Below are 20,992 nucleotides of genomic sequence, written 5' to 3'. Positions count from 1 at the left end.
TCATGAACCTTTTCACATCCCGGTTTCGCAATTCGCAATTGCTCGGAAGCAAGGCGCATGCCTTGATACCGGGCGGATGCCATACCTATGCCAAAGGGGATGACCAATATCCTGTGCTGGCACCGGGTTTTATCCAGCGGGGTTCCGGCTCCCATGTGTTCGACGTCGACGGCAATCAATATATCGAATACGGAATGGGAAATCGCGCTGTGGGTTTGGGCCATGCCTATCCGCGGGTGCTTCACGCTGTGCGGGATGCATTACAGGATGGTTGCAATTTCACGCGTCCAAGCGCCATTGAAATTGAATGTGCGGAAAGCTTTCTCGAACTGATTGAGGGAGCTGAGATGGTCAAGTTTTGCAAAGACGGATCGGATGCAACCTCCGCTGCCGTTCGATTGGCGCGTGCCTATACCGGGCGCGATATGATTGCCATTTGCTCTGATCATCCATTTTTCTCAACCGATGACTGGTTTATCGGTACAACCAAAATGAACGCAGGGATTCCGGCGTCTGTCTCTGCATTGACGACGACATTTCGCTATAATGACATAGCAAGTGTGCAGACTTTGTTTGAAAACTATCCGGGCATGATTGCAGCCCTTATTCTGGAGCCTGCACGCGCTGAGGAGCCGCAGAATAATTTTCTGCATGAAGCAAGACGCATCGCGCATGAAAATGGGGCTCTATTTATTCTCGACGAGATGATTACCGGCTTTCGCTGGCATATGCGCGGTGCTCAGAGGCTTTATGAAATTGAGCCGGACCTTTCGTGTTTCGGTAAGGCGCTGGGGAATGGATTTGCGATTTCCGCGCTCGCAGGCAAGGCGGAATATATGCGGCTTGGCGGGTTGACGCAGACGGATTATGCCCGCGTGTTTCTGCTTTCTACAACCCATGGTGCTGAAACCCATGCCATGGCGGCGGCTATTGCCACCATGAAGGTCTATCGCGATGAACCGGTGATCGACAGGCTTTATGAGCAGGGTACAAAGCTTATAGAAGGCGTCAATGCTGCAATTGCAAGCCACGGATTGCAAAATCATGTGCGCTTGCTTGGTCGGCCCTGTTGTCTCGCTTATGCTACGCTTGATCAAAATGGTCAGGCGTCACAGGCATTTCGCACATTGTTTCTTCAGGAAACGATCCGGCGTGGTGTTCTGATGCCGTCGCTGGTTGTCAGCTATACGCATAGCGATACGGATATTGCACGCACAGTGGAGGCGATTGATGGCGCGCTTGGGGTCTATGCGCGCGCGCTTCATGATGGTGTTGAGACCTATCTAACCGGTCGCCCGTCACAGGTGGTCTATCGCCGCTTTAACGAAGCATCATCCTACCCACCGGCCACGCGATGAGGTTTTGGCGGGCGGGTTTAATTTTAACCTTGCTGTTGTTCACAACAGGAGCCGCATGGGTTGAACCGGTTTTTCCAATCAGGGTGAGTTCGGACCATCGTTATTTTGAGGATGCGCAAGGGCGACCGTTTTTATTACAGGGCGATGCGGCATGGTCGTTGATCGCTGAACTCAAGCGCGCCGATGCCACAATCTATTTGGCGGATCGCAGTAAGCGTGGGTTTAATGCCATTCTCGTCAATCTGATCGAACATCAGTTTTCCAGCAATCCGCCAGCCAATGCCTATGGCGAGCTCCCGTTTAAAAATGAGTCCTTCGGTGCGCTTAACCCAGCATATTTCGATTATGCCGCATGGGTGATCGAACAGGCGCAAAAACGAGGACTGGTTGTCTTTCTGGCCCCTGCCTATCTTGGCGTGAATGGTGGGGATGAGGGGTGGTTTGCGCAGGCGGACGCCGCGGGACCTGAAAGAATGAAGTCCTATGGTGAGGCGATTGCGCGCCGGTTTGCGAAATTTTCCAATATTGTCTGGGTTCTGGGTGGCGATTTTGATGCGCCGGATCGCGCACTGGTGTCTGAGCTTGCCGAAGGCATTGCTGCTATTTTACCCGATGCGCTGCAAACCGTTCATTCCGGGCGGGAGAGCGATACCGGTGAATTTTGGGCCGATGAGCGCTGGTTGGCGATCGATACGGTTTATACCTATGACGATGTTCATAAGACAGTGTTGGCGCGCAGCAAGGCAGGAAAGATGCCGGTGGTTCTGCTTGAAGCGGCTTATGAGAATGAGCGGGAAACCACAGCCCGCATGATCCGTCGCAATGCCTACGGCGCTGTTCTTGGCGGCGCAGCCGGGCAGTTTTTCGGCAACAATCCGATTTGGCATTTTTCGGGACCGGGTGTTTTTGCGTCCGACCAGCCCTGGCAAGATGCTCTGGACAGCCCCGGTGCGCGGTCGATTGCCGTGATGAAAGCACTTTTTGACAAGATGCCATGGTCACAATTGCAAGCAGACCATCATCAGAGCATTGCCCTTTCAGACGGCAGCTATGCCGCTGCTTTGCCCGATCACAGCCTTGCCGTGATTTATGGTGACGCTGGCAATTTCAGGGTGAAGCGCAGCGCGTTTGCCAAGGATGCAGAGGCTATGTGGGTCGATCCCGTCTCGGGTCAGTTTTTGCCTGCCAGCGATCCCGAAATGGATGGAGATGCAAGCGTCTATCAGGCGCCGCAACAGCGCAGGGATGGCCGTGAAAGCGACTGGATTTTGCTCATTGGCAGCCCTGAACAGTTGCAGCTCATCCATAAGGCGTAGTCAGCACGCCTTTTAGCTTCTTTTATCCACGCTTGTCCGAAGCAAACATGCCATCGGTCAACTCGCCGCTCCTGTGTGCACCCGCTAACCTATGTCAATAAACAAGGTGAGGGATTGGTTATGAAGGTACTTGTTACAGGGCATCAGGGCTATATCGGGTCGGTCATGGTGCCGACGCTGATCAATGCGGGCCATCAGGTTTCAGGCTATGACATCGGCCTTTATCAGCATTGTCTTTTTGAAGAGGGCGGCTCTGTCTTCAATGTACCAACCACTCGGAAAGATGTACGCGATGTGTCGCCGCGTGATCTTGAAGGCTTTGATGCGGTGATTCATCTTGCCGCTTTGTCCAATGATCCACTCGGCAATCTCAATGAAAACCTGACTTATGATATCAATCACCATGCCAGTGTGGCGATGGCGAAAGCCGCGAAAGCAGCTGGCGTCGGCAGGTTTTTGTTTGCGTCCTCGTGCAGCAATTATGGCATCAGCGATGCAGATCTCATCGATGAATCCGGTGAGTTGAAGCCTGTCACAGCCTATGGTCGCTCAAAAGTAAGAGCTGAACAGGAAATAGCCGAATTGGCAGATTCCAATTTCTGCCCGGTCTATTTGAGACCTGCAACCGCCTATGGCGTCTCTGCGTTTTTGCGCTTTGATATTGTGCTCAATAATCTCGTTGCCTGGGCCGTGACCAAAGGGTTGATCTATCTTAAATCCGATGGAACGCCGTGGCGCCCCATTGTGCATATCCGGGATATTTCCCGCGCCTTTAACGCCGCCATGCTGGCACCACGTGAAAAAGTGTTCAATGAAGCCTTTAATGTCGGCTCCACCGAACACAATTATCGCATCCGCGATATTGCCAGCATCGTTGCCGCGACTGTTCCTGATTGCCGGATTGAATATGCCGATGATGCAGGCCCGGACACGCGCTCCTACCGGGTTAGTTTTGAAAAGCTGGCACGGGTCTTGCCGGAGGCAAAGCCACAATGGGATGCCGCAGCCGGTGCGCGTGAGCTGCTCGCCGCTTACAGCCGTTCATCGCTGACGCTTGAGGAGTTTGAGGGGCCGCGTTTTCAGCGCATCGCCCATATTCGCAAGCTGATTGCTGAAGGCACACTCGATGCCAGTCTGCGCCGTCTCGATGAGCAGCCGCAACCACTTAGGATATCCGCATAATGGATAATGGGCTGGGCCTTCAACAGCAGGGTGCAAGGATCTATGCGCTGGCAAAGCGGCTCTATCCGATATGCCGCAGTCTCACGGGTGATGGTGTGCGCGAGACGCTTGCCATTATCGGTGAGCATTTGCCGTTGAAAATCCATGAGATTCCAACGGGAACACAGCTCTATGACTGGCAGGCACCTCAGGAATGGGTGATCCGCGAAGCTTACATTATGGATGCTGCGGGCAATCGAATTGTCGATTTTGCCCGACACAATCTGCATGTGGTGAATTTCAGCGTGCCGGTGCGGACGAAATTGCCGCTCGCTGCACTCAAAGAGCACATTCATACATTGCCGGATCAGCCCGATCTCATACCGTACCGGACTTGCTATCACACGGAGGCATGGGGTTTTTGTATGGCGCATCATGCGCTGATGCAGATGAAAGACGGGCTCTATGATGTGGTGATCGATGCGGAGCGTCGCGACGGCTTTCTGACTTTTGGTGAACATATTCATCATGGTGAAACAGAAGAGGTCTTCCTGCTTTCAGCGCATCTCTGTCATCCATCCCTTGCCAATGATAATTGTTCAGGTCTGGCGCTTCTTACCGCTTTGGGGCAAGCGCTTAAGCAGCGCAAAACCCGGTACACTTACAAGCTTCTATTTGGCCCTGCCACGTTTGGAGCACTTGCCTGGCTAAAGCAGAACGAAGAGCATCTGGCACTTATAAAACACGGCCTTGTCTTATCCTGTGTCGGTGATCATGGCGGACCCCATTACAAGCGGAGCCGGCGTGGTGATGCGCAAATTGATCGTATCATGGCGCAGGTTCTTGAAAGTTCAGAGCTTGTGGGCGCAAAGCTGCATGATTTCTGGCCTTATGGTTATGACGAACGCCAGTTCTGCTCGCCGGGATTTAATCTGCCGGTTGGCCTGTTTCAGCGCAGTCTTTACGGCGCTTTTCCGCAATATCATACCTCGGCGGACAATCTCGACTTTATCAGGCCGGAATATTTGGAGCAGTCTTACAATTTTATTATGATGGCGATCGAGATTGCCGAGCGCAACTGGACGCCGATCAATACATCGCCCAAGGGCGAGCCACAACTTGGTCGCCGCGGGCTTTATGCCAATACGGGTGGGGATCACAATGCTGCCGCACGCGCCATGGCGCTGTTATGGGTGCTTAATCTGGCGGATGGAGGTCATTCGATCCTGGACATGGCAGAGCGTGTTGGTTTGCCATTTGCGCAGCTTGCAGATGCGGCGGACAGACTTAAAGATGCGGGATTGCTGATTTCAGCCTAAAGATGCGGCCAGGATTTGTCTTTTTCAGACATGACGCTGGGCGCAGCTGGCCATGAAATTCCCAGCGCAGGATCGTCGTAGCGCAAACCGGTTGCTAAATCAGGCGCATAGGGCTGTGAGATCATATAACGCAGAAGCACGTCGTCGGTGAGTGTTTGAAAGCCGTGGGCACAACCCGCAGGAATATAAAGCTGTACGCCATTGCCCACTGAGAGCTCCATTCCCGTCCAGCGCCGATAGGTTGGGGATTGCGGTCTTAAATCCACCAGAACATCCCAGATCACGCCTTGCAGACATGTGACCAGCTTGGTCTCTGCATAAGGTTCATTCTGATAGTGAAGGCCGCGCAAAGTTCCCTTTTCGCGGGAGAAGGAAAGGCTGTGTTGTGGAAAATGGATTTCCAGTTTCCGCTTGGCAAATTCAGCCTCACAAAACACGCGCGCGAACCAGCCCCGCTCGTCTTCAACCCTTTCGGGTTCAATCGACCATGCACCATCAATGTTGAGGGGGGTAAATCGCATGTGTAGCCTCACTTGCTGAACGCGCTCATTCTGACAGTTTCAAGCCTGCGAGATAGTATCGTTTTTGGCTCTGCCGAATGGCCTTAGGTTAGCGGCAAATGCTCCCAAAGGCTTAGGCGCATACCCCTCTTCCGACATAGGGAGAAGACAGGGGATTGCCCATACTCATTCGACAGGTGATGGGGGCGCCCGATCGTATATACGGGTCGCCCCTGTTGACAGTCTCGGAAAGTTCAAGGGCACTGGATAGTTTTACACATCCGGCATGGATCGGATTTCAGACCAACATACCCAACCAGGGGCCGGGCAGGACGAGGTGTATCATATGACCATCCAGACGCCGGGCATATTGCGGAGTGCAGGCATGGCCAAGGAACAGGCAGGCTGTCGTTTGTGCGGAACGCTGCTCAAACACACATTTGTCGATCTTGGTATGTCGCCGCCATGTGAGAGTTTCATCACTGCGGACCAGCTTGATCATATGGAGCCTTATTATCCGCTGAAAGCCTATGTGTGCGACCATTGTTATCTGGTGCAGTTAAAAGAATATTTTTTTGTCCGGCGGAGATTTTCACCGAATATGCCTATTTCTCGTCTTTTGCCACGAGCTGGGTCAATCACGCGAAAATCTACTGCGATGAAATTACCGAAAAACTTGGCCTCAACAGCAACAGTTTCGTTGTGGAGATTGCAAGCAATGATGGCTATCTGCTGCAGCATTTTTTACCCAAAGCCATTCCGATTTTAGGCATCGAGCCTGCGGCCAATGTGGCCAAAGCGGCCGTCTCAAAAGGCGTGCCGACGCGGGTGGATTTCTTTGGCTCCGCTCTTGCTTCGCGTATGGTCAGTGAGGGCGATAAGGCCGATCTGATCATCGGTAACAATGTGCTGGCACAGGTGCCGGACCTGAATGATTTCGTGCGTGGAATGCAGCTTCTGCTCAAACCTGAAGGTGTGATCACGCTAGAGTTCCCGCATCTCACCAATCTGATCGAATACAACCAGTTTGATACGATTTATCACGAGCATTTCTCGTATTTTTCGCTGCTGACCATCCGCTATATGGCGCACCGCCATCATCTCAAGGTGATCGACGTGGATGAATTGCCAACACATGGTGGATCGTTGCGCGTTTATCTCGCCCATAATACCAGCAAGCGAAAGGCCGGTCCGCGCGTTGCAGCGCTTTTAAAACGCGAGCTTTCCTTTGGCATCAACGAGATTTCTACCTACGAACAGTTTGCGGAAAAGACGCGGCGGACAAAGCGGGATCTGCTGTCTTTCCTGATTGCAGCCAAAAATTCGGGCAAACGTATCTGCGGCTATGGCGCGCCGGGTAAGGGCAATACATTGCTCAATTATTGCGGGATCGGTACCGATTTTCTCGATTTTACAGTGGATCGCAACCCTTACAAACATGGCCGCTTCACGCCGGGTATGCATATCCCGATTTACGACACCGCGATGATCGACAGCTATAAGCCTGATTACATTCTGATCCTGCCATGGAACTTCAAAGACGAGATTATCCGCCAGATGCAGCACGTGGTTGAGTGGGGCAGCAAGTTCATCATTCCGATCCCGCATGTCACGCTGATTGATCCGGCATTATTTTCAGAGGAGCGCTAAGTCATGAAAGTCGTTCTGTTCTGTGGCGGTCTTGGCACCAGAATACGGGAGTATTCCGAAAATGTTCCCAAGCCGATGATCCCACTTGGTCACCAGCCGATCCTTCATCACGTCATGGAATATTACTCGGATTATGGTCACAATGATTTCGTGTTGTGCCTTGGCTATAAAGCGAATGTGGTGAAAGATTTCTTCCTCAACATCCGGCCGCAGACATTCGCTGATTGCGTGGTGTCGGATGGTGGGCGCAATGTGCGTTTGCTTGAAGAAGTTGACCGTGACTGGAGCGTCACGCTGCTTGATACAGGGATATGGCGCAATATCGGAGAACGCTTGTGGAGTGCGCGGTCTCATGTTGAGCGCGAGGACATTTTTCTTGCCAATTACAGCGATGGCCTCAGTGATGTCGATCTTGATGATATGACTGAGCGCTTTCGCAACAGCGGGAAAATTGCCTGCTTTCTGGCCGTCCGCCCACCTCTAACCTATCATCTTGCGGATATCGCAGCGGGTGGCGATGTGCGGGCTTTCAGGACGTCCAACACCTCCGACATCTGGATCAATGGCGGCTATTTTCTGTTTCGCAAAGAGATATTCGATTACATGCGCGAAGGAGAGGAACTGGTTCTTGAACCCTTCAGCCGTTTGATCGCTGATAACCAGCTTATGGCTTATAAATATGAAGGTTTCTGGCGTTCCATGGATACATTGCGCGACTGGCAGACGCTCGAAGATATGGTCGAAAAAGGCGATATGCCATGGAAGAAACATAAGACGGAACGGTGTGCAGCCAACATCGCGATAGCATTATGATCGATTTTGCCTCTCTCAAAAATCTCGGCAGGCCGCTTAACATTCTCTGTCTTGGCGCGCATTCCGACGATATTGAGATTGGATGCGGCGGGACGCTTCTCAGCCTGATCGCAATGGGAATGGCGCTGCATATTGACTGGTGCGTGCTATCAGGCGGCGAGGAGCGGCGCATGGAAGCGCGTGAGTCAGCACGCGATTTTCTGTTGGGAGCGCATAGCAGCAATATTCATTTGGCGACGTTTGAAGACAGTTACTTTCCGGCACAAAGCAGAGGGATCAAGGAATGGCTGATCGCGCAGCGCGACCGGGTCCAACCCGATATTGTCTTCACACATCACAGTCAGGATGCACATCAGGACCACCGCACCGTCCATGAACTCACCTGGAACATTTTCCGTGATCAACTGATCCTTGAATATGAAATTCCGAAATGGGATGGAGATTTGGGCCGCCCAAATACCTATGTTGCGCTTTCGGCCAGCGTTCTGGGGCGGAAAATCGAACTGCTGATGCACCATTTTGGAACCCAGCGTTCTAAAGACTGGTTCGACGCAGAAACATTCCGTGGGCTTGCCCGCCTGCGCGGCATGGAGTGCCGCGCGGCGGAAGCTTATGCAGAGGCATTTTACGCCTCCAAAATAAGAATTCTCTAGAGCCTGCGGAAATTTAGCGCAATTTGACGATCATGGCAGCGAAATACAATGAGTTTTTTTTAGCTGACACCCGTCTTCCTGAAGTGCCACACATTACCTAACGCATCGGTGAAGGTCAGAATCCTGATGGTCAATCCGTTCTTTGAGCGACCGGTTGCCTGATAGGGGGCCCCCTTCTGCGCTACTCGCTTTTTGGTGAGCACGGATGATCGTACCATCGACCAGAATGTCTTCAAAGCCGGTGTGGCACCTGATACAGCCTCGAAATCTGTTGAAACACACTGTTCCATTCGTCCATCCCCGTTGGGAGGTCGCGCCAAGGACCACCAACCTGCACCTTCCCGAGAGCTGCCTACAGAAACGCTCGATTGTCCTTCACAGTCCCGGCTTCGATACCGGATACTGCCGGGAAGCAATAGTTCTCATAGTCACACAGCTGCTATCAGAGATGACAAAACCTTCGAGCCGCATCAAAAGGAAGCTTGAAGCACAAAATTGAAGATCTGAAGATCTTAAGGGTTCACAGAAGCTAGTAGCGTCGGCGAATGAAGAGTCCTGCGAGCACTGATATTGTGACCGTTACGGTTAGAAGAATGAAAGCGAGGGCAGCTCCGAGTGGCCAGTTCGCTTTGTTCAATATTTCGGTCACGATCATGGGAGCCATCATGCGGAACGATGGGCCGCCAAGAAGCACCGGCGTGGCATAAGCATTCATTGTCAAAATGAATGACAACACCGAAGCTGCGAGAAGACCGGGCATAATTTGTGGCATTCTCACGAGCATAAAGCTCTGCAAGGGTGATGCCCCGAGGCTTGCTGCGGCGTAGTCAATATTTTCGTCGAGGCCCTCAAAAACACTTTGCAGTGTAAGGACGACATACGGAAGATTGACCGCTGTGATACCGATAAAGACAGCCGTCGGTGTCTGCATGATTGTCAGTGGCGTAGAAATAATGCCGATCTTCATGAGTAGAAAATTGAGCACGCCCGTCTGCCCGAATGCAACCATCCAACCTGCCGCTCGAACAGCATTTGAGATAAACAGGGGCAGGATGATTGCCATAAGAAGTATGGTTTTGAGGCGACCGCTTTGTCGCGAAACCCAGTTTGCCAGAGGCAGGCTGAGTATGACGCAAACTGCAGTAACTGATCCTGCCATGAGCACGGTCGTGCCCATGCCTTTCAGGTAATATGTGTCGGTAAAGAATGTTGCAAAGTTCGCCAGAGTAAAGCCTTGCACCATGAACTCGCCAGGCACGAAGTCGTTAAAGCTATAACGCAACAGATAGAGCAGCGGCAGGGCCATGAAGATAAGGACCAGCCCTGTCGCAGGCATGAGAAGTGCGGCAGCGGAGATAGATGTTTTTTGCATGGCTGTACCAGAAAAGCTGGAGCGGAACCTGTCTGGCTTCAACCAGACAGGTTGTGGCGATCATCAGGCTTTGAACTCTTTGTTCCACCAGTTTTGCAGATCGGCATCTGCTTTCGCAACGTATTCAAGATCAGGTAGCACGAATTGTTCACGCTGTTCCGCAGTGTAGTCTATAGCAGACGCGAGTTCGGCGGGGAGCGTTACATCAGCATTTGTTGGCGCATAACCCATCTGCTCAGCAAATGCGGTTTGCGGTGCTTGTTCAAGCATGGCGTTCAAGTACTGGTATGCAGCTTGCTTGTTCGGTGCGTTCTTAGGCACTGCCATATCCGAAAGATAGAGCGCGATGCCTTCTTTTGGAATGGCAATTTCGATATCAATGCCAGCATTTTTCCACATATAGCCGCGTGCATTCCACATGATACACATGACGATTTCGCCGGATTTCAGTGCCTGTGCAAGCGCCTCATTGGTAGGGTAGATTTTCACGCCCTGCTTTTTCAGTTCGAGCAATTTGGCTTTGCCCGGCTCGTAATCTGACGCACTGCCACCCGCAATCATTGCAGCAGATTCAATTGTCGTCTGATATTGAAGATCGATGACACCGACGCGACCTGCATATTTCGGGTCCCACAAGTCGGCATAGGACGTTGGCGCAGGACTTACCTGCTTCGGATTGTAGAGAATAACCCGACCCGTATAGATATGCGGAATGGAGTAGTTGGTGCGAATGAACGGCAGAACCTTGCTCAGATTAGGGACCTTCGTTTCATCCAGCTCTTCAATAATTCCGTTCTGGAACATTTCAAAGCTGCCCTGACGGGTGAGACACGCAATGTCCATCGATCCGCGTGGCAAACGCCGCTCTGCCAGAAGTTTTGCCTTTCGTACAGTATCGGTTGCCGGGTCATATATGACCTGCATCCCGCTGCCTTTAAGGTTCCCATCTGCTATATTGATTTGTTGCAGGTTTTGGTAATCGCCACCCCAGGTGCCAACAACAGCGCGGCCTGCGGCCTTGGCAAACGAAGGCAGCATGGTTGAAGCCACAAGGCTGCCGGAGAGAATTCCAAAAGTGCGTCTGCTTATTTTTGTCATGATAATTCCCCTATTGATCGTTGATGAAGCATTCCCGGAGGTCTATCGCCTCGTTCAGGAATGAATGACTAAAGCAGCACGACATCCTCCGGCGCGATGCTCATTGAGATTGAATTTTCAGGAGTAAGAACGATGCCCACTTCATTGAGTTCACGCGGCGATGTAACGGCCGTCAAATGCTGCCCATCAGAGAGCATCAGATCAATCTCGACCATGCCGCCCAAGAACACATGCTTTTTGATAATGACTGTCTGACTGTTTTGTGTGGAAGGTAAAGGCGCTTTGCTCAATCGCAGAGCTTCCGGTCGGATAAGCACCTCGGATGCTATCTTAGAGCTTGGTGCTGCTTGAAACCGCACGCCTCCATCGGTGATAAAGTTGCCGTCACTGCTTGCTTTGCCTTTCAGGAAATTTGCACGGCCAATAAAATCTGCAACGAAGCGGTTTGCGGGTTGCTTATACAGCTGCTCTGCATCGCCGATCTGTTCAATCAACCCCGAACGCATAAGCACCAACCGGTCGCCGACCGACATGGCCTCTTCCTGATCGTGAGTGACCATAATTGTCGTGATGCCAAGCGACTTCTGAAGGCTGCGAAGCTCGTCACGCACCTGCAGACGCAACCGTGCATCCAGATTGGATAGGGGCTCATCAAGAAGCAGCATGTCGGGCCGAATTGCGATAGCGCGGGCAATAGCGACACGCTGTTGCTGCCCACCTGAAAGTTGTTTTGGTAATCGGTCCATCAGGTGCGCAAGATCAACCAGCTCAAGGGCGTGCTTAACGCGGCTTTTCAGCTCTGGTTCTGCGACTTTCCTGCGGCGCAGGCCAAAGGCTACATTCTCGAAGATGCTCAGATGCGGGAAAAGTGCATAGTTCTGAAATACGAGGCCAATATTGCGTCGATGCGGCGGTTCAAAGGTAATGTCTCTGTTTCCAAGGCGCATCGTTCCCGCATCCGGTTCAATGAAGCCAGCCAGCATGCGCAATGTTGTGGTTTTCCCGCAGCCTGATGGACCCAAAAAGATAAGGAACTCACCTTCATGAACGTCAAGGGTCATGTCGGATACGGCCTTGAAAGCCCCATAGGTTTTGGTCAATTTCTGAATTTGAACGTCAGCCATCAGACCATCCTCGAAATGTTTACAAAGCGATTGGAAATCAGGAGCATCAACGCCACAAAGAGCACCTGCAGGACAGAAACCGCAGCGATTGTCGGATCAATTTTCCATTCCAGATACTGCATCATCGCAACCGGAAGCGTCACCTGTCCGGGACCTGAGAGGAAGATGGAAACCTCAAGATTGCCGAAGCTGACCACGAAGGAAAACACAGCCGCTGCAAATATTCCCGGTTTTATAAGTGGCAGTGTCACCAGCCAGACAACTGTTGATGGTTTGGCACCAAGTGAAGCTGCGGCTTCCTCAACCGACATGTTGACGCCCTCAAGCGAAGCGAGAAGCAAACGGATACACCAGGGGATTGTCAGCAAGACATGACCTGCCACGAAAACACCGGTTGAGCCGACAATCGGCGCACCTGACGCAATTTCGATTTCAACGACCGTCACATAGAGTGCCGCACCGATCACGATGGCTGGCACAGTGAGAGGTGACATCAAAAGCTGGATCAAGGCACTGCGGCCACGAAAATTGCGCCGGACAATCACCATTGCCGCAGGAACCGATACCAGCAGTCCGGCCAGCATCGCAAAACTCGCAACAGCTATTGAAAGCAGAAACCCACTCAGAAACTGAGGTTGGCGAAATGCTTCTGAAAACCAGTGGAGTGAATAGCCTTCAACCGGTAATGACAGTATCTCGTTCGAGATCACTGAGAGCCAGAACACAAGCACAAGGGGCAGAAGCATCAGCGAAAGGCTGAATGCTATTATTGTTGCTGCTCCCAATCGTCCCAGGCGTTCTGTGAGAGAATTGCCCCGGACCATTCGACTTACTCCGCCAGAGTGTTCTTGTGGAAAACGCCGCCCTTCATGATGGCAGTTAAGCACTCATCATGTCTTTCGAGTGTGGTGATGTCTTCGAGTGGGTTGCCATCCACAATCAGAAGATCCGCATAGGCGCCCGGCTTGATAACACCGATTTCGTCTTCCATGCCGCAGAGCTTTGCCGAAACGCGTGTTGCTGAATGCAGCACTTCGCGGTTCGTCAATACGCTCGTACGCAGCGAAAACTCCATCGACTGATATTTATGAAGCTGCCCGAGCAAATCTGAGCCAAATGCCATCGGCAGACCAGCATCACGCATGATTGCGAGAGATTCCAATCCACCACGGCGGACTGTATCGATTTTGGATTGGGAATCTGCACTCAAACCGAAGCTTGCACCTTCCATCGCCAGCCCTTCATAGGCAACGAGCGTTGGGCAAGCGATTGCGCCGGCCTCTGCTGCCAGTCGCGCCGTCTCAGGTGTTATAAGGTTGCAATGCTCCAACGATTTAACACCGCATTCGACCGCACGGCGAATGGAGGCATCTGAATAGGTGTGAGCGGCAACATAAAGTCCGTAGTTCTCAGCCTCTTCTACGATGGCGCAGATTTCTTCGCGTGAATATTGCAGTACGTGAATAGGATCATTGGGTGAGGCGACGCCGCCATTGGCCATGATTTTGATGAATTGCGCACCATTCTTGATTTCTTCGCGTGCTGCGCGGCGTACTTCATCGACGCCATCGGCAATCCGTCCGAGACTTCCAAGTCTGGCTTCATGCAGCGGACGATTGTCGTAACGTTTCCGATAATCGCCGTGACCGACTGTCTGGCTCAATGCTTTGCCACAGATAATGAGGCGAGGGGCTTCGACGGTGCCCTCATCGACAGCAAGTTTCAGGCCGAGATCAGCGCCTGCCAGATCGCGGAGTGTTGTGAAGCCGCGCATCAACATATCGCGCATGATTTTAACGCTGCGCAAAGCTATGAGGGATGTCGGCAAGGCGGCATTTTCAGCGAGATCGACAAGGGTCGCAGCTACGTGGACATGTGCATCAACAAGCCCTGGCATTAATGTTCGGCCAGCCAGATCAATTCTCTGAGCGCCAGGAGCATCAATAGGCTGGTCGCTAACCGCTGCGATGCGCTCGCCTTCAACCAGTACTTCCATGCCTGATTTGAGAGCGCCGTTGTCAACATCAAGTATCTGGCCGCCAAATAACACAAAACTCGTCATTGTTCGTTCCCCATTATGCGCCCATTTCAGCACTTGTATACAGTAAGTATATTGGCAGCATCCTTGCACAGAGATATTGCCTTGTCCAGATAAAAACAGTACAGCTTGTTTTTATGTTGAAAAATCGCTTATATGTTTGTTTTAGCTTATATTTTAATGGATACAGGTGGTTGCCTGTGTTGATTTTTGATGCAGTTCGCTTAATATCGAGGCAGCAATTTTAGCATTGTCATTTATAGAGATATCGCCGTATGAATCGCTCCGTGAAACCGATTAGAGTCCGAAATTCGACAAACTCCCGAAGAAAAACACAGGCGGAGCGGTCGTCATCGACGCGATCACGAGTCTGCCAAGCAACACTCGAAGCGCTTGCTGAAGTTGGACATGGGCTCATTTCGACGACTTTGATCGCTCAAAAGGCAAAGGTTTCGCGTGGTGCACTTACACACCAGTTTCCCTCGCGTAACGATTTGCTCGTTTCAGCTTTACGGCAGCTTCATGAGGATTGGGAAATAGCTGATCCGTTTGGTGCTGACCCCAATGAAACCAGATACACGCTGCCTGAACTGACAGAAGCTCTATGGGTGACGATTTTCTCGGATACTCGTTACATTGCTGCCATTGAATTGATGCTGGCAGCGCGCTTGGACAATGAATTGGGTCAGCGGTTGCGTGACGAGATGAAGCGATGGGTTGATATACGCGATCTTCGCATATCGCTGTTAGTAGGCTTCGAACCGGAGAACGAGACTGATACCCTAAAGCTACATCTCATTTTGTCCGTCCTGCGCGGTATAGCGGTTCACCAGGGCTTTGATCCAGAAATAGCTACTGGTCGAAAATTAGTTGATCTTTGGAAAAATATTTTGAGCGGAATAATGGAGGTTCCTAAGCCGAGATGACAATTTAGGGAGTTTGGGATCAAACAACTGGGGCCTTTTATAGGCTTCCAAATCATGAGGTCCTAGATCATTATTCTGGTAAGCATTCCCCGCGCAAGCCGCTCCGGTTCCGCCTGTTACAGTACCCAACCCTTGCAGGATGAAGCTCGTGATGGATTTGACCGTGAGATCAGCAGCAGCGCCCATTAGGTCAGCATCCTGAACAAATTACTCAATCAGTTTTTGTATTTCCGGGGCGAGCTTTGTCGACATTGCCCGATCGAGTGCCGTTAAAGTCGGTGTCCGCCTTGAGAACCAATCTGGACAGCGTGTAGTGCCGTCGGTTTTGTTATTCTGTCGCGAATTTCTCATTTCTGCTGGCGATCCTGGTTCCTATCGTGATCTTCAGGAAATGATGGCTGATCGTGGTATGAACGTTGACCATGCCAAATTGAACCGCGGGGCTGGTGGTCGTGACGGATAAACGCTTGAGTTCATGCTGTCAAAATGCGGAAACCCCGATACTGCATGGTGCTTCTTTAAGAAAGCCCTCGCAAGCGATGGCGTTGCGCTTAAAATTGTCATTTATAAAGGCGGAGCTAGTCTGGCTGGAGTGGAGATTATAAACACAATCCTGAAACTATGGGCACAGGTAAGAAGCAGTTCGCAAATGACAGCCGCTCGCCATTCGAAGTCTTTGCGAAAATCGCAGCATAAGTGCATCTAAATATATGATTGCTTTTAACTTGATAAAAATTGCGATGAAATATGCTAAAGCGACCCCAATTTTTATTCTGAATTTCAAAATAAAATTCACCGAAAATAGACCTTATGCAAATAGAATTACATAATGTCGTTAAATTCAACTTTGCGAAGGGGTAAATTTTGCCACCAGTGCATGACTATCGCCCGGATAGGTGAAGCGCACATGCGTCACGGGCTGGTCGGCATTCCATGTCTGGCGCTCAACAACGAGACAAGGCGAACCGGCAGGCACGCCAAGGATCGACGCGTTCTCTTCGGTTGAGACAACCGCACGGATGGAATGCTGCGCATTGCTCCAAGGCACGCAGGCAACAAGCCACGGACCGGGTGATTGCTCTGCAAAATTGGTATCGGCTGCACTCGGCACGGCATCAAGACTGATGATGCGTTCTTCCAGCGCAAAGACCCGCTTCCCTGCATAATGACGGCAGACGAGTTCTATCAATGGCGTATGGCGCGGTATGTCGATATGGCGGGCATCGGCAGGGCCGCTCAGCCGCTCACTTCGTTTCAGCAGTTCAAAACGATAAGGTTGCCCAAGCGCTGCAACCTCATCGCGAATATCATGAATTTCAAGAATCGCGGCTTGCGATTGCGGGAACGAAACAAAGCTGCCCGAACGGCGCTTGCGCTCAATCAGACCGGCTTTTGCCAGCTGCGTCAGCGCCTTGTTCACGGTCATGCGTGAGCAATTATAATACGCGGTCAGTTCGTGCTCAAACGGGATGCGATGACCGGGCTGCCATTCGCCGGAAATAATGCGCGTTTCAATATCATCCAGAATACGCTGATGCAGCGATATGGTCGCTTCACTTGGTCTGGATAAATTGTCCTGCACTTTGTTCCCTTTGATTAATCCAGCAATTCGCCAATCACTTTCTGGAAAGCACGCTCTGCCGCATCGCGCAAGCGGTGATGTCCGCCCTCCACCTGTTTCACGCCGCGCACCCACACATCAGAGGCACGCGCACGACCGGCAAAAATCCAGCCATCAAGCACTGCATCGCCTTTTGCATGGGGCAGACGCGCAACATCAAGCGATACAAAATCCGCCGAAGCACCCTGTTTCAAGCCATCGCCTTCGTGGCCCATAGCAATATTGCCGCCTGTCAGCGCGCCATCAAACACCGCACGGCCGGTCGAGCCTTCGTTTTTCGCGAGCACATTACGCGCACGATGCAACAAACGCTGCGAATATTCATATTGCCGCAACTCATCGCCAATACCGATCAGCACATTGGAATCAGACCCAACACCGAACCGGCCACCATTGGCGTCGAACACGGTGGCATTGAACGTGCCATCACCGAGATTGGCTTCCGTGACTGGGCAAAGACCCGCAATCGCGCCAGCCTGAGCCATGCGAGTGGTTTCCGCATCACTCATATGCGTTGCGTGAATGAGACACCAGCGTGACGACAATTCCTGATGGTCAAGCAGCCACTCGACAGGCCTTTGGCCCGACCACGCAATACAGTCCTCAACCTCTTTGACCTGCTCGGCAATGTGAATATGCACCGGCGCCTCGGGCAAAAGCGATGCTGCGAATGTCAGCTCATCAGGGGTGACGGCACGAAGACTGTGCGGCGCCACGCCAAGCACTGCACAATCAAAGCCAGAAAGGGCTTTCTGACAACCTTCAATCAAACGTGCGAAACTCTGCTGATCATTGATAAAGCGGCGCTGGCCTTCATTGGGTTGGGCACCTCCAAAAGTCGAATGCGCGTAAAGCACCGGCAACAAGGTCAGGCCGATGCCAGCGCTTTTCGCTGCCGCAACAATGCGACCCGCCATTTCCGAGATATTGCCATATGGCGTACCGTCGCGATCATGATGCAGATAATGAAACTCGCCAACGCGCGTAAATCCGGCTTCCAACATATCGACATAAAGCCGCAAGGCCACCGCTTCCGCCTGTTCCGGCGTCATGGTCAGCGCGAACTTATACATAATCTCGCGCCAGCTCCAGAAACTGTCAGCCGATGGGCCGCGTCGTTCAGCAAGGCCAGCCATGCCATATTGAAACGCATGGCTATGCAGGTTCGGCATGCCCGCGACGATCACTTCGTGATGCTCATCACCTGACTGCGCGCCAACGCCCGTTTCAACAGAAGCGATCTTTATGAGTGCCGGATGGAGCGAGGTTGCGTGTCGCCAACGACATCAAGGGCTTTTCGTTGATCCCATAGTGCCGCGCGCGTCCTGTGGTCGGAGCTTTTGATTGCTGTTGCTCTGTTCTGATGAGATGCGTGGTTTTGGAAGTATTGGAGGGTATCCATAGTGCTTTCATCCTTGTTGCACATGACAAAAATTCATCACGATCCATGAGAACATAATTTAAAGTTCGAATATTTAATAATATTGGAGATATATAATTAACTAATTTATTATGTAATTTATTTTATTAATTTACTTATATAAGCACATTTCATTTTTATTGACAGATTTGATTTAAAATATAATATAATAACATGCGTTTTTATATGTATTAATTTAGTTAGTTATATTTTTAGTTGAACTAAATTATATAAAACTTAAAGATACGCAATTCTGTTGTAATTCAAGGTTTATATCTTCACTAATTCAATGGTGTAAAATTGATTAATATATCACATCGCAAGCGTTACGTATTTTCCATTTTATTGTTTGGCGTTGTCATTGAATCATTGCTGTGTGTCACCCCGACTTTCAGTCAGTCAGTAGGGGGGCGGGGCGGTTCTGCAGTAGGTAATCCAGGTGCGCCGGGTGCTGGTGGTGCGCCCAATCAAGCAGGAGGAGATGGGAAGAATGGTGAAGCGTCAGGCAGTGGTGGATCTGGAGGTGGAGGTGGGGGGGCAGGCGGTGGTGCAGGTGGTCGTGGTGCTGATGCTCGAGCGTCGCAGGGTTTGGGATCTACAGTTATTGCTAATAGCGGCGGTTTGGCGGGGCAAGATGGGGCGGCATCTGGACCCCGTTTTGTAGGTGGAGGTGGAGGAGGTGGAGGAAATGGAGGTACCAATGCAAATTCGGTCAATACGAACTATACAAATCAGCAAGATTTAGTTGCTGGCAATGGGGGGAACGGTGGTAAAGGAGGGAATATCTATGGCGCACCTGCCATGATGTCGAGTTCAAACAGTGCCTTTGCTGGCGGCGGCGGGGGCGGGGGCGCTGGTGGGTATGGTATTGTTGCAATGAAAGCGCTTCAACTTATAAATGATAAGGACATTCACGTTACTGGTGGCAATGGGGGGGGCTGGTGGAGATGGCGGCGATACATCCATAGATAATATTGGTTATGGTGGTGATGCAGGTCGTGGTGGTGATGGTGGCCATGCTATTTACTTTCATACCGGTGGCGAATTAATCGATAATGCTGGAGTTCTTCAAGGCGGCAAAGGTGGTAACGGAGGCGGGATTCTTTCGTGCTGTTACACGAATACCCAAGGTGATGTTGGTGGGCTAAATGGTTTCGGCGGTAACGGTGGAGCTGGAATATATATTGGAGGCACCTCCATCTCCAATACAGGAATAATAAAAGGTGGGGATGGCGGAGTCGCCGGCACAGGTGGAGTAACGAATCCAATAGGGCAGTACATGATCGGTAGGGGTGGTAGAGGCGGATATGGAATATATGCGACACTTGCCACTATCTCTAATGCCGGAATAATAATGGGTGGGGATGGCGGAGCTGCTGGGACAGTTACCACAAGTTACGGTGGCGCTGGTGGTAACGGAATTATGGGGCATTCCCTTCATGTAGTCAACAGTGGTACAATTACCGCAGGTAAAGGTGGGACTTCGCAAAACAACGGTATGGCCGGTGCGGATGGTTATGCCATTTGGTTTGATTCCGGTGTCAATTCGCTTGAGCTTCAGTCCGGTTCGAAAATTAACGGCGATGTGGTGGCGCATGGTACCAATAACGTATTCATCTTAGGCGGAGACCTAAATGATACATTCGCCGCTGATGTAACCAGTGAGTTATCTGGTACGGAACAATATCGCGGATTTTCCAGTAATATAAAAGACGGCGCAAGTGTTTGGTCGTTGACAGGTAACTCTGCGAATTGGATGATTAAAAAAGGTGTGCTGCAGATCGGCAATGGTGGAACAGCCGGCAGTATTGAAGGCGGTGTGAATACCGGTACGGATGCAACGAACAACGGTATGCTGGGCTTCAACCGGATGGACACCATCTCCTTTCGCGGTATTATTTCCGGCACAGGCGGCGTTTTGCAAGCAGGCACTGGAACGACCGTTCTGACTGCGAATAATACCTATACAGGTGGCACCAACTTCAATTCGGGTAAATTGTCGGTTTCGTCAGACAACAATCTTGGCGAAGCGTCTGGTGCATTGCGTTTCGATGGCGGCATATTGAAGATCACCGGGACATATATGAACACTACAAGCCGCAACATTGAATGGGACGCAGATGGCGGCGGATTTGACATCGACGAAACGTCCAACACGTTCACGCTCAATCAGAACTTGGGAGCAGGCGGTGCGCTGACAAAGCTCGGTGATGGCACACTGGTTCTGTCTGGCACCAACCTCTATAAGGGTGGTACGAATATCAACGCGGGTACATTGTCGGTTTCGTCAGACAGCAATCTTGGCGATGCGTCTGGTGGGTTGAACTTCAGCGGTGGAACGCTCAAGATCACGAACACGATGATTTCAGCGCGTGATATCACTCTGACTTCCAACAGTGGCGGGACGATTTCTGTTGATGGCAGCAAGACTGCGACCTTTAGCGGCGTCTTCAAAAATGCCGGAGCGGCGAAAGGCGCTTTCACCAAAGCGGGCAATGGTACGCTCGTTCTGACGGCTTCCAATAGCTATACGGGCGGCACGACGGTTTCCGGCGGCATTCTGCAGCTGGGTGACGGCACCACGGATGGTTCAATCATGGGCGATATTGCGCTTGATGGTGGC

18 protein-coding genes and 2 pseudogenes are annotated in these 20,992 nt (G+C 51.5%); 10 read left to right on the top strand and 10 right to left on the bottom strand.

What is annotated here, in order from left to right:
- Positions 1–2 precede the first annotated feature (2 nt).
- The 4 genes from ABE530_RS16610 (at position 3) to ABE530_RS16595 (ending at position 5,154) form a co-directional block, all read left to right on the top strand.
- On the top strand, positions 3–1,358 hold the full coding sequence (locus ABE530_RS16610; RefSeq protein ID WP_499695248.1) for a glutamate-1-semialdehyde 2,1-aminomutase: 1,356 nt from the start codon (positions 3–5) through the stop codon (positions 1,356–1,358).
- Entirely contained in the window at positions 1,355–2,674 is a 1,320-nt protein-coding gene (locus ABE530_RS16605) for a glycoside hydrolase family 140 protein (protein WP_499695247.1), read from the top strand. Before ABE530_RS16610 ends, ABE530_RS16605 begins: the two co-directional genes overlap by 4 nt.
- A 120-nt stretch (positions 2,675–2,794) precedes the next feature.
- Complete coding sequence (locus ABE530_RS16600) at positions 2,795–3,856, top strand: NAD-dependent epimerase/dehydratase family protein (RefSeq protein ID WP_499695246.1); 1,062 nt, start codon at positions 2,795–2,797, stop codon at positions 3,854–3,856.
- Positions 3,856–5,154 (top strand): DUF4910 domain-containing protein, encoded by a 1,299-nt coding sequence (locus ABE530_RS16595; protein ID WP_499695245.1) that lies wholly within the window; start codon positions 3,856–3,858, stop codon positions 5,152–5,154. Before ABE530_RS16600 ends, ABE530_RS16595 begins: the two co-directional genes overlap by 1 nt.
- Here the strand turns inward: ABE530_RS16595 and rfbC are convergent.
- The gene (rfbC, locus tag ABE530_RS16590; RefSeq protein ID WP_499695244.1) at positions 5,151–5,675 is read right to left on the bottom strand and encodes a dTDP-4-dehydrorhamnose 3,5-epimerase; all 525 of its coding nucleotides are present in this window, start codon (positions 5,673–5,675) and stop codon (positions 5,151–5,153) included. The genes ABE530_RS16595 and rfbC overlap by 4 nt on opposite strands.
- Before the next feature lie 277 nt (positions 5,676–5,952).
- Complete coding sequence (locus ABE530_RS16585; protein ID WP_499695273.1) at positions 5,953–6,156, bottom strand: hypothetical protein; 204 nt, start codon at positions 6,154–6,156, stop codon at positions 5,953–5,955.
- Between ABE530_RS16585 and ABE530_RS16580 the strand changes: the two are divergent.
- The 3 genes and pseudogenes from ABE530_RS16580 to ABE530_RS16570 all read left to right on the top strand — a co-directional run bounded on the left by ABE530_RS16580 (position 6,109) and on the right by ABE530_RS16570 (position 8,770).
- Positions 6,109–7,304: pseudogene (locus ABE530_RS16580) on the top strand (methyltransferase domain-containing protein). The gene ABE530_RS16585 and the pseudogene ABE530_RS16580 sit on opposite strands and share 48 nt — an antisense overlap.
- A gap of 3 nt (positions 7,305–7,307) precedes the next feature.
- Positions 7,308–8,117, top strand: coding sequence for a sugar phosphate nucleotidyltransferase (locus ABE530_RS16575; RefSeq protein ID WP_499695243.1), 810 nt, complete (start codon positions 7,308–7,310; stop codon positions 8,115–8,117).
- A complete protein-coding gene (locus ABE530_RS16570) occupies positions 8,114–8,770 on the top strand; it encodes a PIG-L deacetylase family protein (RefSeq protein ID WP_499695242.1) in 657 nt (218 codons plus the stop codon). The genes ABE530_RS16575 and ABE530_RS16570 overlap by 4 nt, the downstream gene beginning before the upstream one ends.
- 59 nt (positions 8,771–8,829) lie before the next feature.
- Here the strand turns inward: ABE530_RS16570 and ABE530_RS16565 are convergent, their stop codons facing one another.
- The 6 genes from ABE530_RS16565 to ABE530_RS16540 form a co-directional block, all read right to left on the bottom strand.
- Positions 8,830–9,060: a hypothetical protein gene (locus ABE530_RS16565; protein ID WP_499695241.1), complete on the bottom strand. Its 231-nt coding sequence runs from the start codon at positions 9,058–9,060 to the stop codon at positions 8,830–8,832.
- Between the two features lie 239 nt (positions 9,061–9,299).
- A complete protein-coding gene (locus ABE530_RS16560; RefSeq protein WP_499695240.1) occupies positions 9,300–10,142 on the bottom strand; it encodes an ABC transporter permease in 843 nt (280 codons plus the stop codon).
- A gap of 63 nt (positions 10,143–10,205) precedes the next feature.
- A complete protein-coding gene (locus ABE530_RS16555; protein ID WP_499695239.1) occupies positions 10,206–11,240 on the bottom strand; it encodes an ABC transporter substrate-binding protein in 1,035 nt (344 codons plus the stop codon).
- Between the two features lie 68 nt (positions 11,241–11,308).
- On the bottom strand, positions 11,309–12,364 hold the full coding sequence (locus tag ABE530_RS16550; RefSeq protein WP_499695238.1) for an ABC transporter ATP-binding protein: 1,056 nt from the start codon (positions 12,362–12,364) through the stop codon (positions 11,309–11,311).
- Positions 12,364–13,188, bottom strand: coding sequence for an ABC transporter permease (locus ABE530_RS16545; protein WP_499695237.1), 825 nt, complete (start codon positions 13,186–13,188; stop codon positions 12,364–12,366). Before ABE530_RS16545 ends, ABE530_RS16550 begins: the two co-directional genes overlap by 1 nt.
- A gap of 5 nt (positions 13,189–13,193) precedes the next feature.
- Entirely contained in the window at positions 13,194–14,426 is a 1,233-nt protein-coding gene (locus ABE530_RS16540; RefSeq protein ID WP_499695236.1) for a metal-dependent hydrolase family protein, read from the bottom strand.
- A gap of 251 nt (positions 14,427–14,677) precedes the next feature.
- Between ABE530_RS16540 and ABE530_RS16535 the strand changes: the two genes are divergently transcribed.
- Positions 14,678–15,328 carry a TetR/AcrR family transcriptional regulator gene (locus tag ABE530_RS16535; RefSeq protein WP_499695235.1) on the top strand — a complete coding sequence of 217 codons (651 nt, stop codon included), beginning with the start codon at positions 14,678–14,680 and terminating at the stop codon, positions 15,326–15,328.
- Positions 15,329–16,169: 841 nt separating this feature from the next.
- Here the strand turns inward: ABE530_RS16535 and hutC are convergent.
- Together hutC and ABE530_RS16525 are read right to left on the bottom strand one after the other, a co-directional pair.
- A complete protein-coding gene (gene hutC, locus ABE530_RS16530; protein ID WP_499695234.1) occupies positions 16,170–16,910 on the bottom strand; it encodes a histidine utilization transcriptional repressor HutC in 741 nt (246 codons plus the stop codon).
- A gap of 14 nt (positions 16,911–16,924) precedes the next feature.
- Positions 16,925–18,190 (bottom strand): annotated as a pseudogene (locus ABE530_RS16525) (formimidoylglutamate deiminase); the annotation flags it as partial.
- Positions 18,191–18,859: 669 nt separating this feature from the next.
- On the opposite strand from ABE530_RS16525, the gene ABE530_RS16520 reads away from it, so the two are divergent.
- Positions 18,860–19,033 (top strand): hypothetical protein, encoded by a 174-nt coding sequence (locus ABE530_RS16520; protein ID WP_265985859.1) that lies wholly within the window; start codon positions 18,860–18,862, stop codon positions 19,031–19,033.
- Between the two features lie 690 nt (positions 19,034–19,723).
- Positions 19,724–20,992, top strand: a 1,269-nt coding sequence (locus ABE530_RS16515; RefSeq protein WP_499695233.1) for an autotransporter-associated beta strand repeat-containing protein, incomplete at its 3' end; no start/stop codon positions are given.

The organism is Brucella sp. TWI559 (assembly GCF_039674265.1).
GTDB lineage: Bacteria > Pseudomonadota > Alphaproteobacteria > Rhizobiales > Rhizobiaceae > Brucella > Brucella chromiisoli.
This window is presented reverse-complemented; position numbering and strand designations above follow the sequence as displayed.

Coding starts and splice junctions, on each gene's coding strand:
- ABE530_RS16565 (WP_499695241.1), bottom strand. CDS start 9,060: ATGGAACAGTGTGTTTCAACAGATTTCGAGGCTGTATCAGGTGCCACA.
- ABE530_RS16540 (WP_499695236.1), bottom strand. CDS start 14,426: ATGACGAGTTTTGTGTTATTTGGCGGCCAGATACTTGATGTTGACAAC.
- rfbC (WP_499695244.1), bottom strand. CDS start 5,675: ATGCGATTTACCCCCCTCAACATTGATGGTGCATGGTCGATTGAACCC.
- ABE530_RS16595 (WP_499695245.1), top strand. CDS start 3,856: ATGGATAATGGGCTGGGCCTTCAACAGCAGGGTGCAAGGATCTATGCG.
- ABE530_RS16600 (WP_499695246.1), top strand. CDS start 2,795: ATGAAGGTACTTGTTACAGGGCATCAGGGCTATATCGGGTCGGTCATG.
- ABE530_RS16560 (WP_499695240.1), bottom strand. CDS start 10,142: ATGCAAAAAACATCTATCTCCGCTGCCGCACTTCTCATGCCTGCGACA.
- ABE530_RS16605 (WP_499695247.1), top strand. CDS start 1,355: ATGAGGTTTTGGCGGGCGGGTTTAATTTTAACCTTGCTGTTGTTCACA.
- ABE530_RS16535 (WP_499695235.1), top strand. CDS start 14,678: ATGAATCGCTCCGTGAAACCGATTAGAGTCCGAAATTCGACAAACTCC.
- ABE530_RS16555 (WP_499695239.1), bottom strand. CDS start 11,240: ATGACAAAAATAAGCAGACGCACTTTTGGAATTCTCTCCGGCAGCCTT.
- ABE530_RS16610 (WP_499695248.1), top strand. CDS start 3: ATGAACCTTTTCACATCCCGGTTTCGCAATTCGCAATTGCTCGGAAGC.
- ABE530_RS16545 (WP_499695237.1), bottom strand. CDS start 13,188: ATGGTCCGGGGCAATTCTCTCACAGAACGCCTGGGACGATTGGGAGCA.
- ABE530_RS16550 (WP_499695238.1), bottom strand. CDS start 12,364: ATGGCTGACGTTCAAATTCAGAAATTGACCAAAACCTATGGGGCTTTC.
- ABE530_RS16585 (WP_499695273.1), bottom strand. CDS start 6,156: ATGATCAAGCTGGTCCGCAGTGATGAAACTCTCACATGGCGGCGACAT.
- ABE530_RS16520 (WP_265985859.1), top strand. CDS start 18,860: ATGGTGAAGCGTCAGGCAGTGGTGGATCTGGAGGTGGAGGTGGGGGGG.
- ABE530_RS16570 (WP_499695242.1), top strand. CDS start 8,114: ATGATCGATTTTGCCTCTCTCAAAAATCTCGGCAGGCCGCTTAACATT.
- ABE530_RS16575 (WP_499695243.1), top strand. CDS start 7,308: ATGAAAGTCGTTCTGTTCTGTGGCGGTCTTGGCACCAGAATACGGGAG.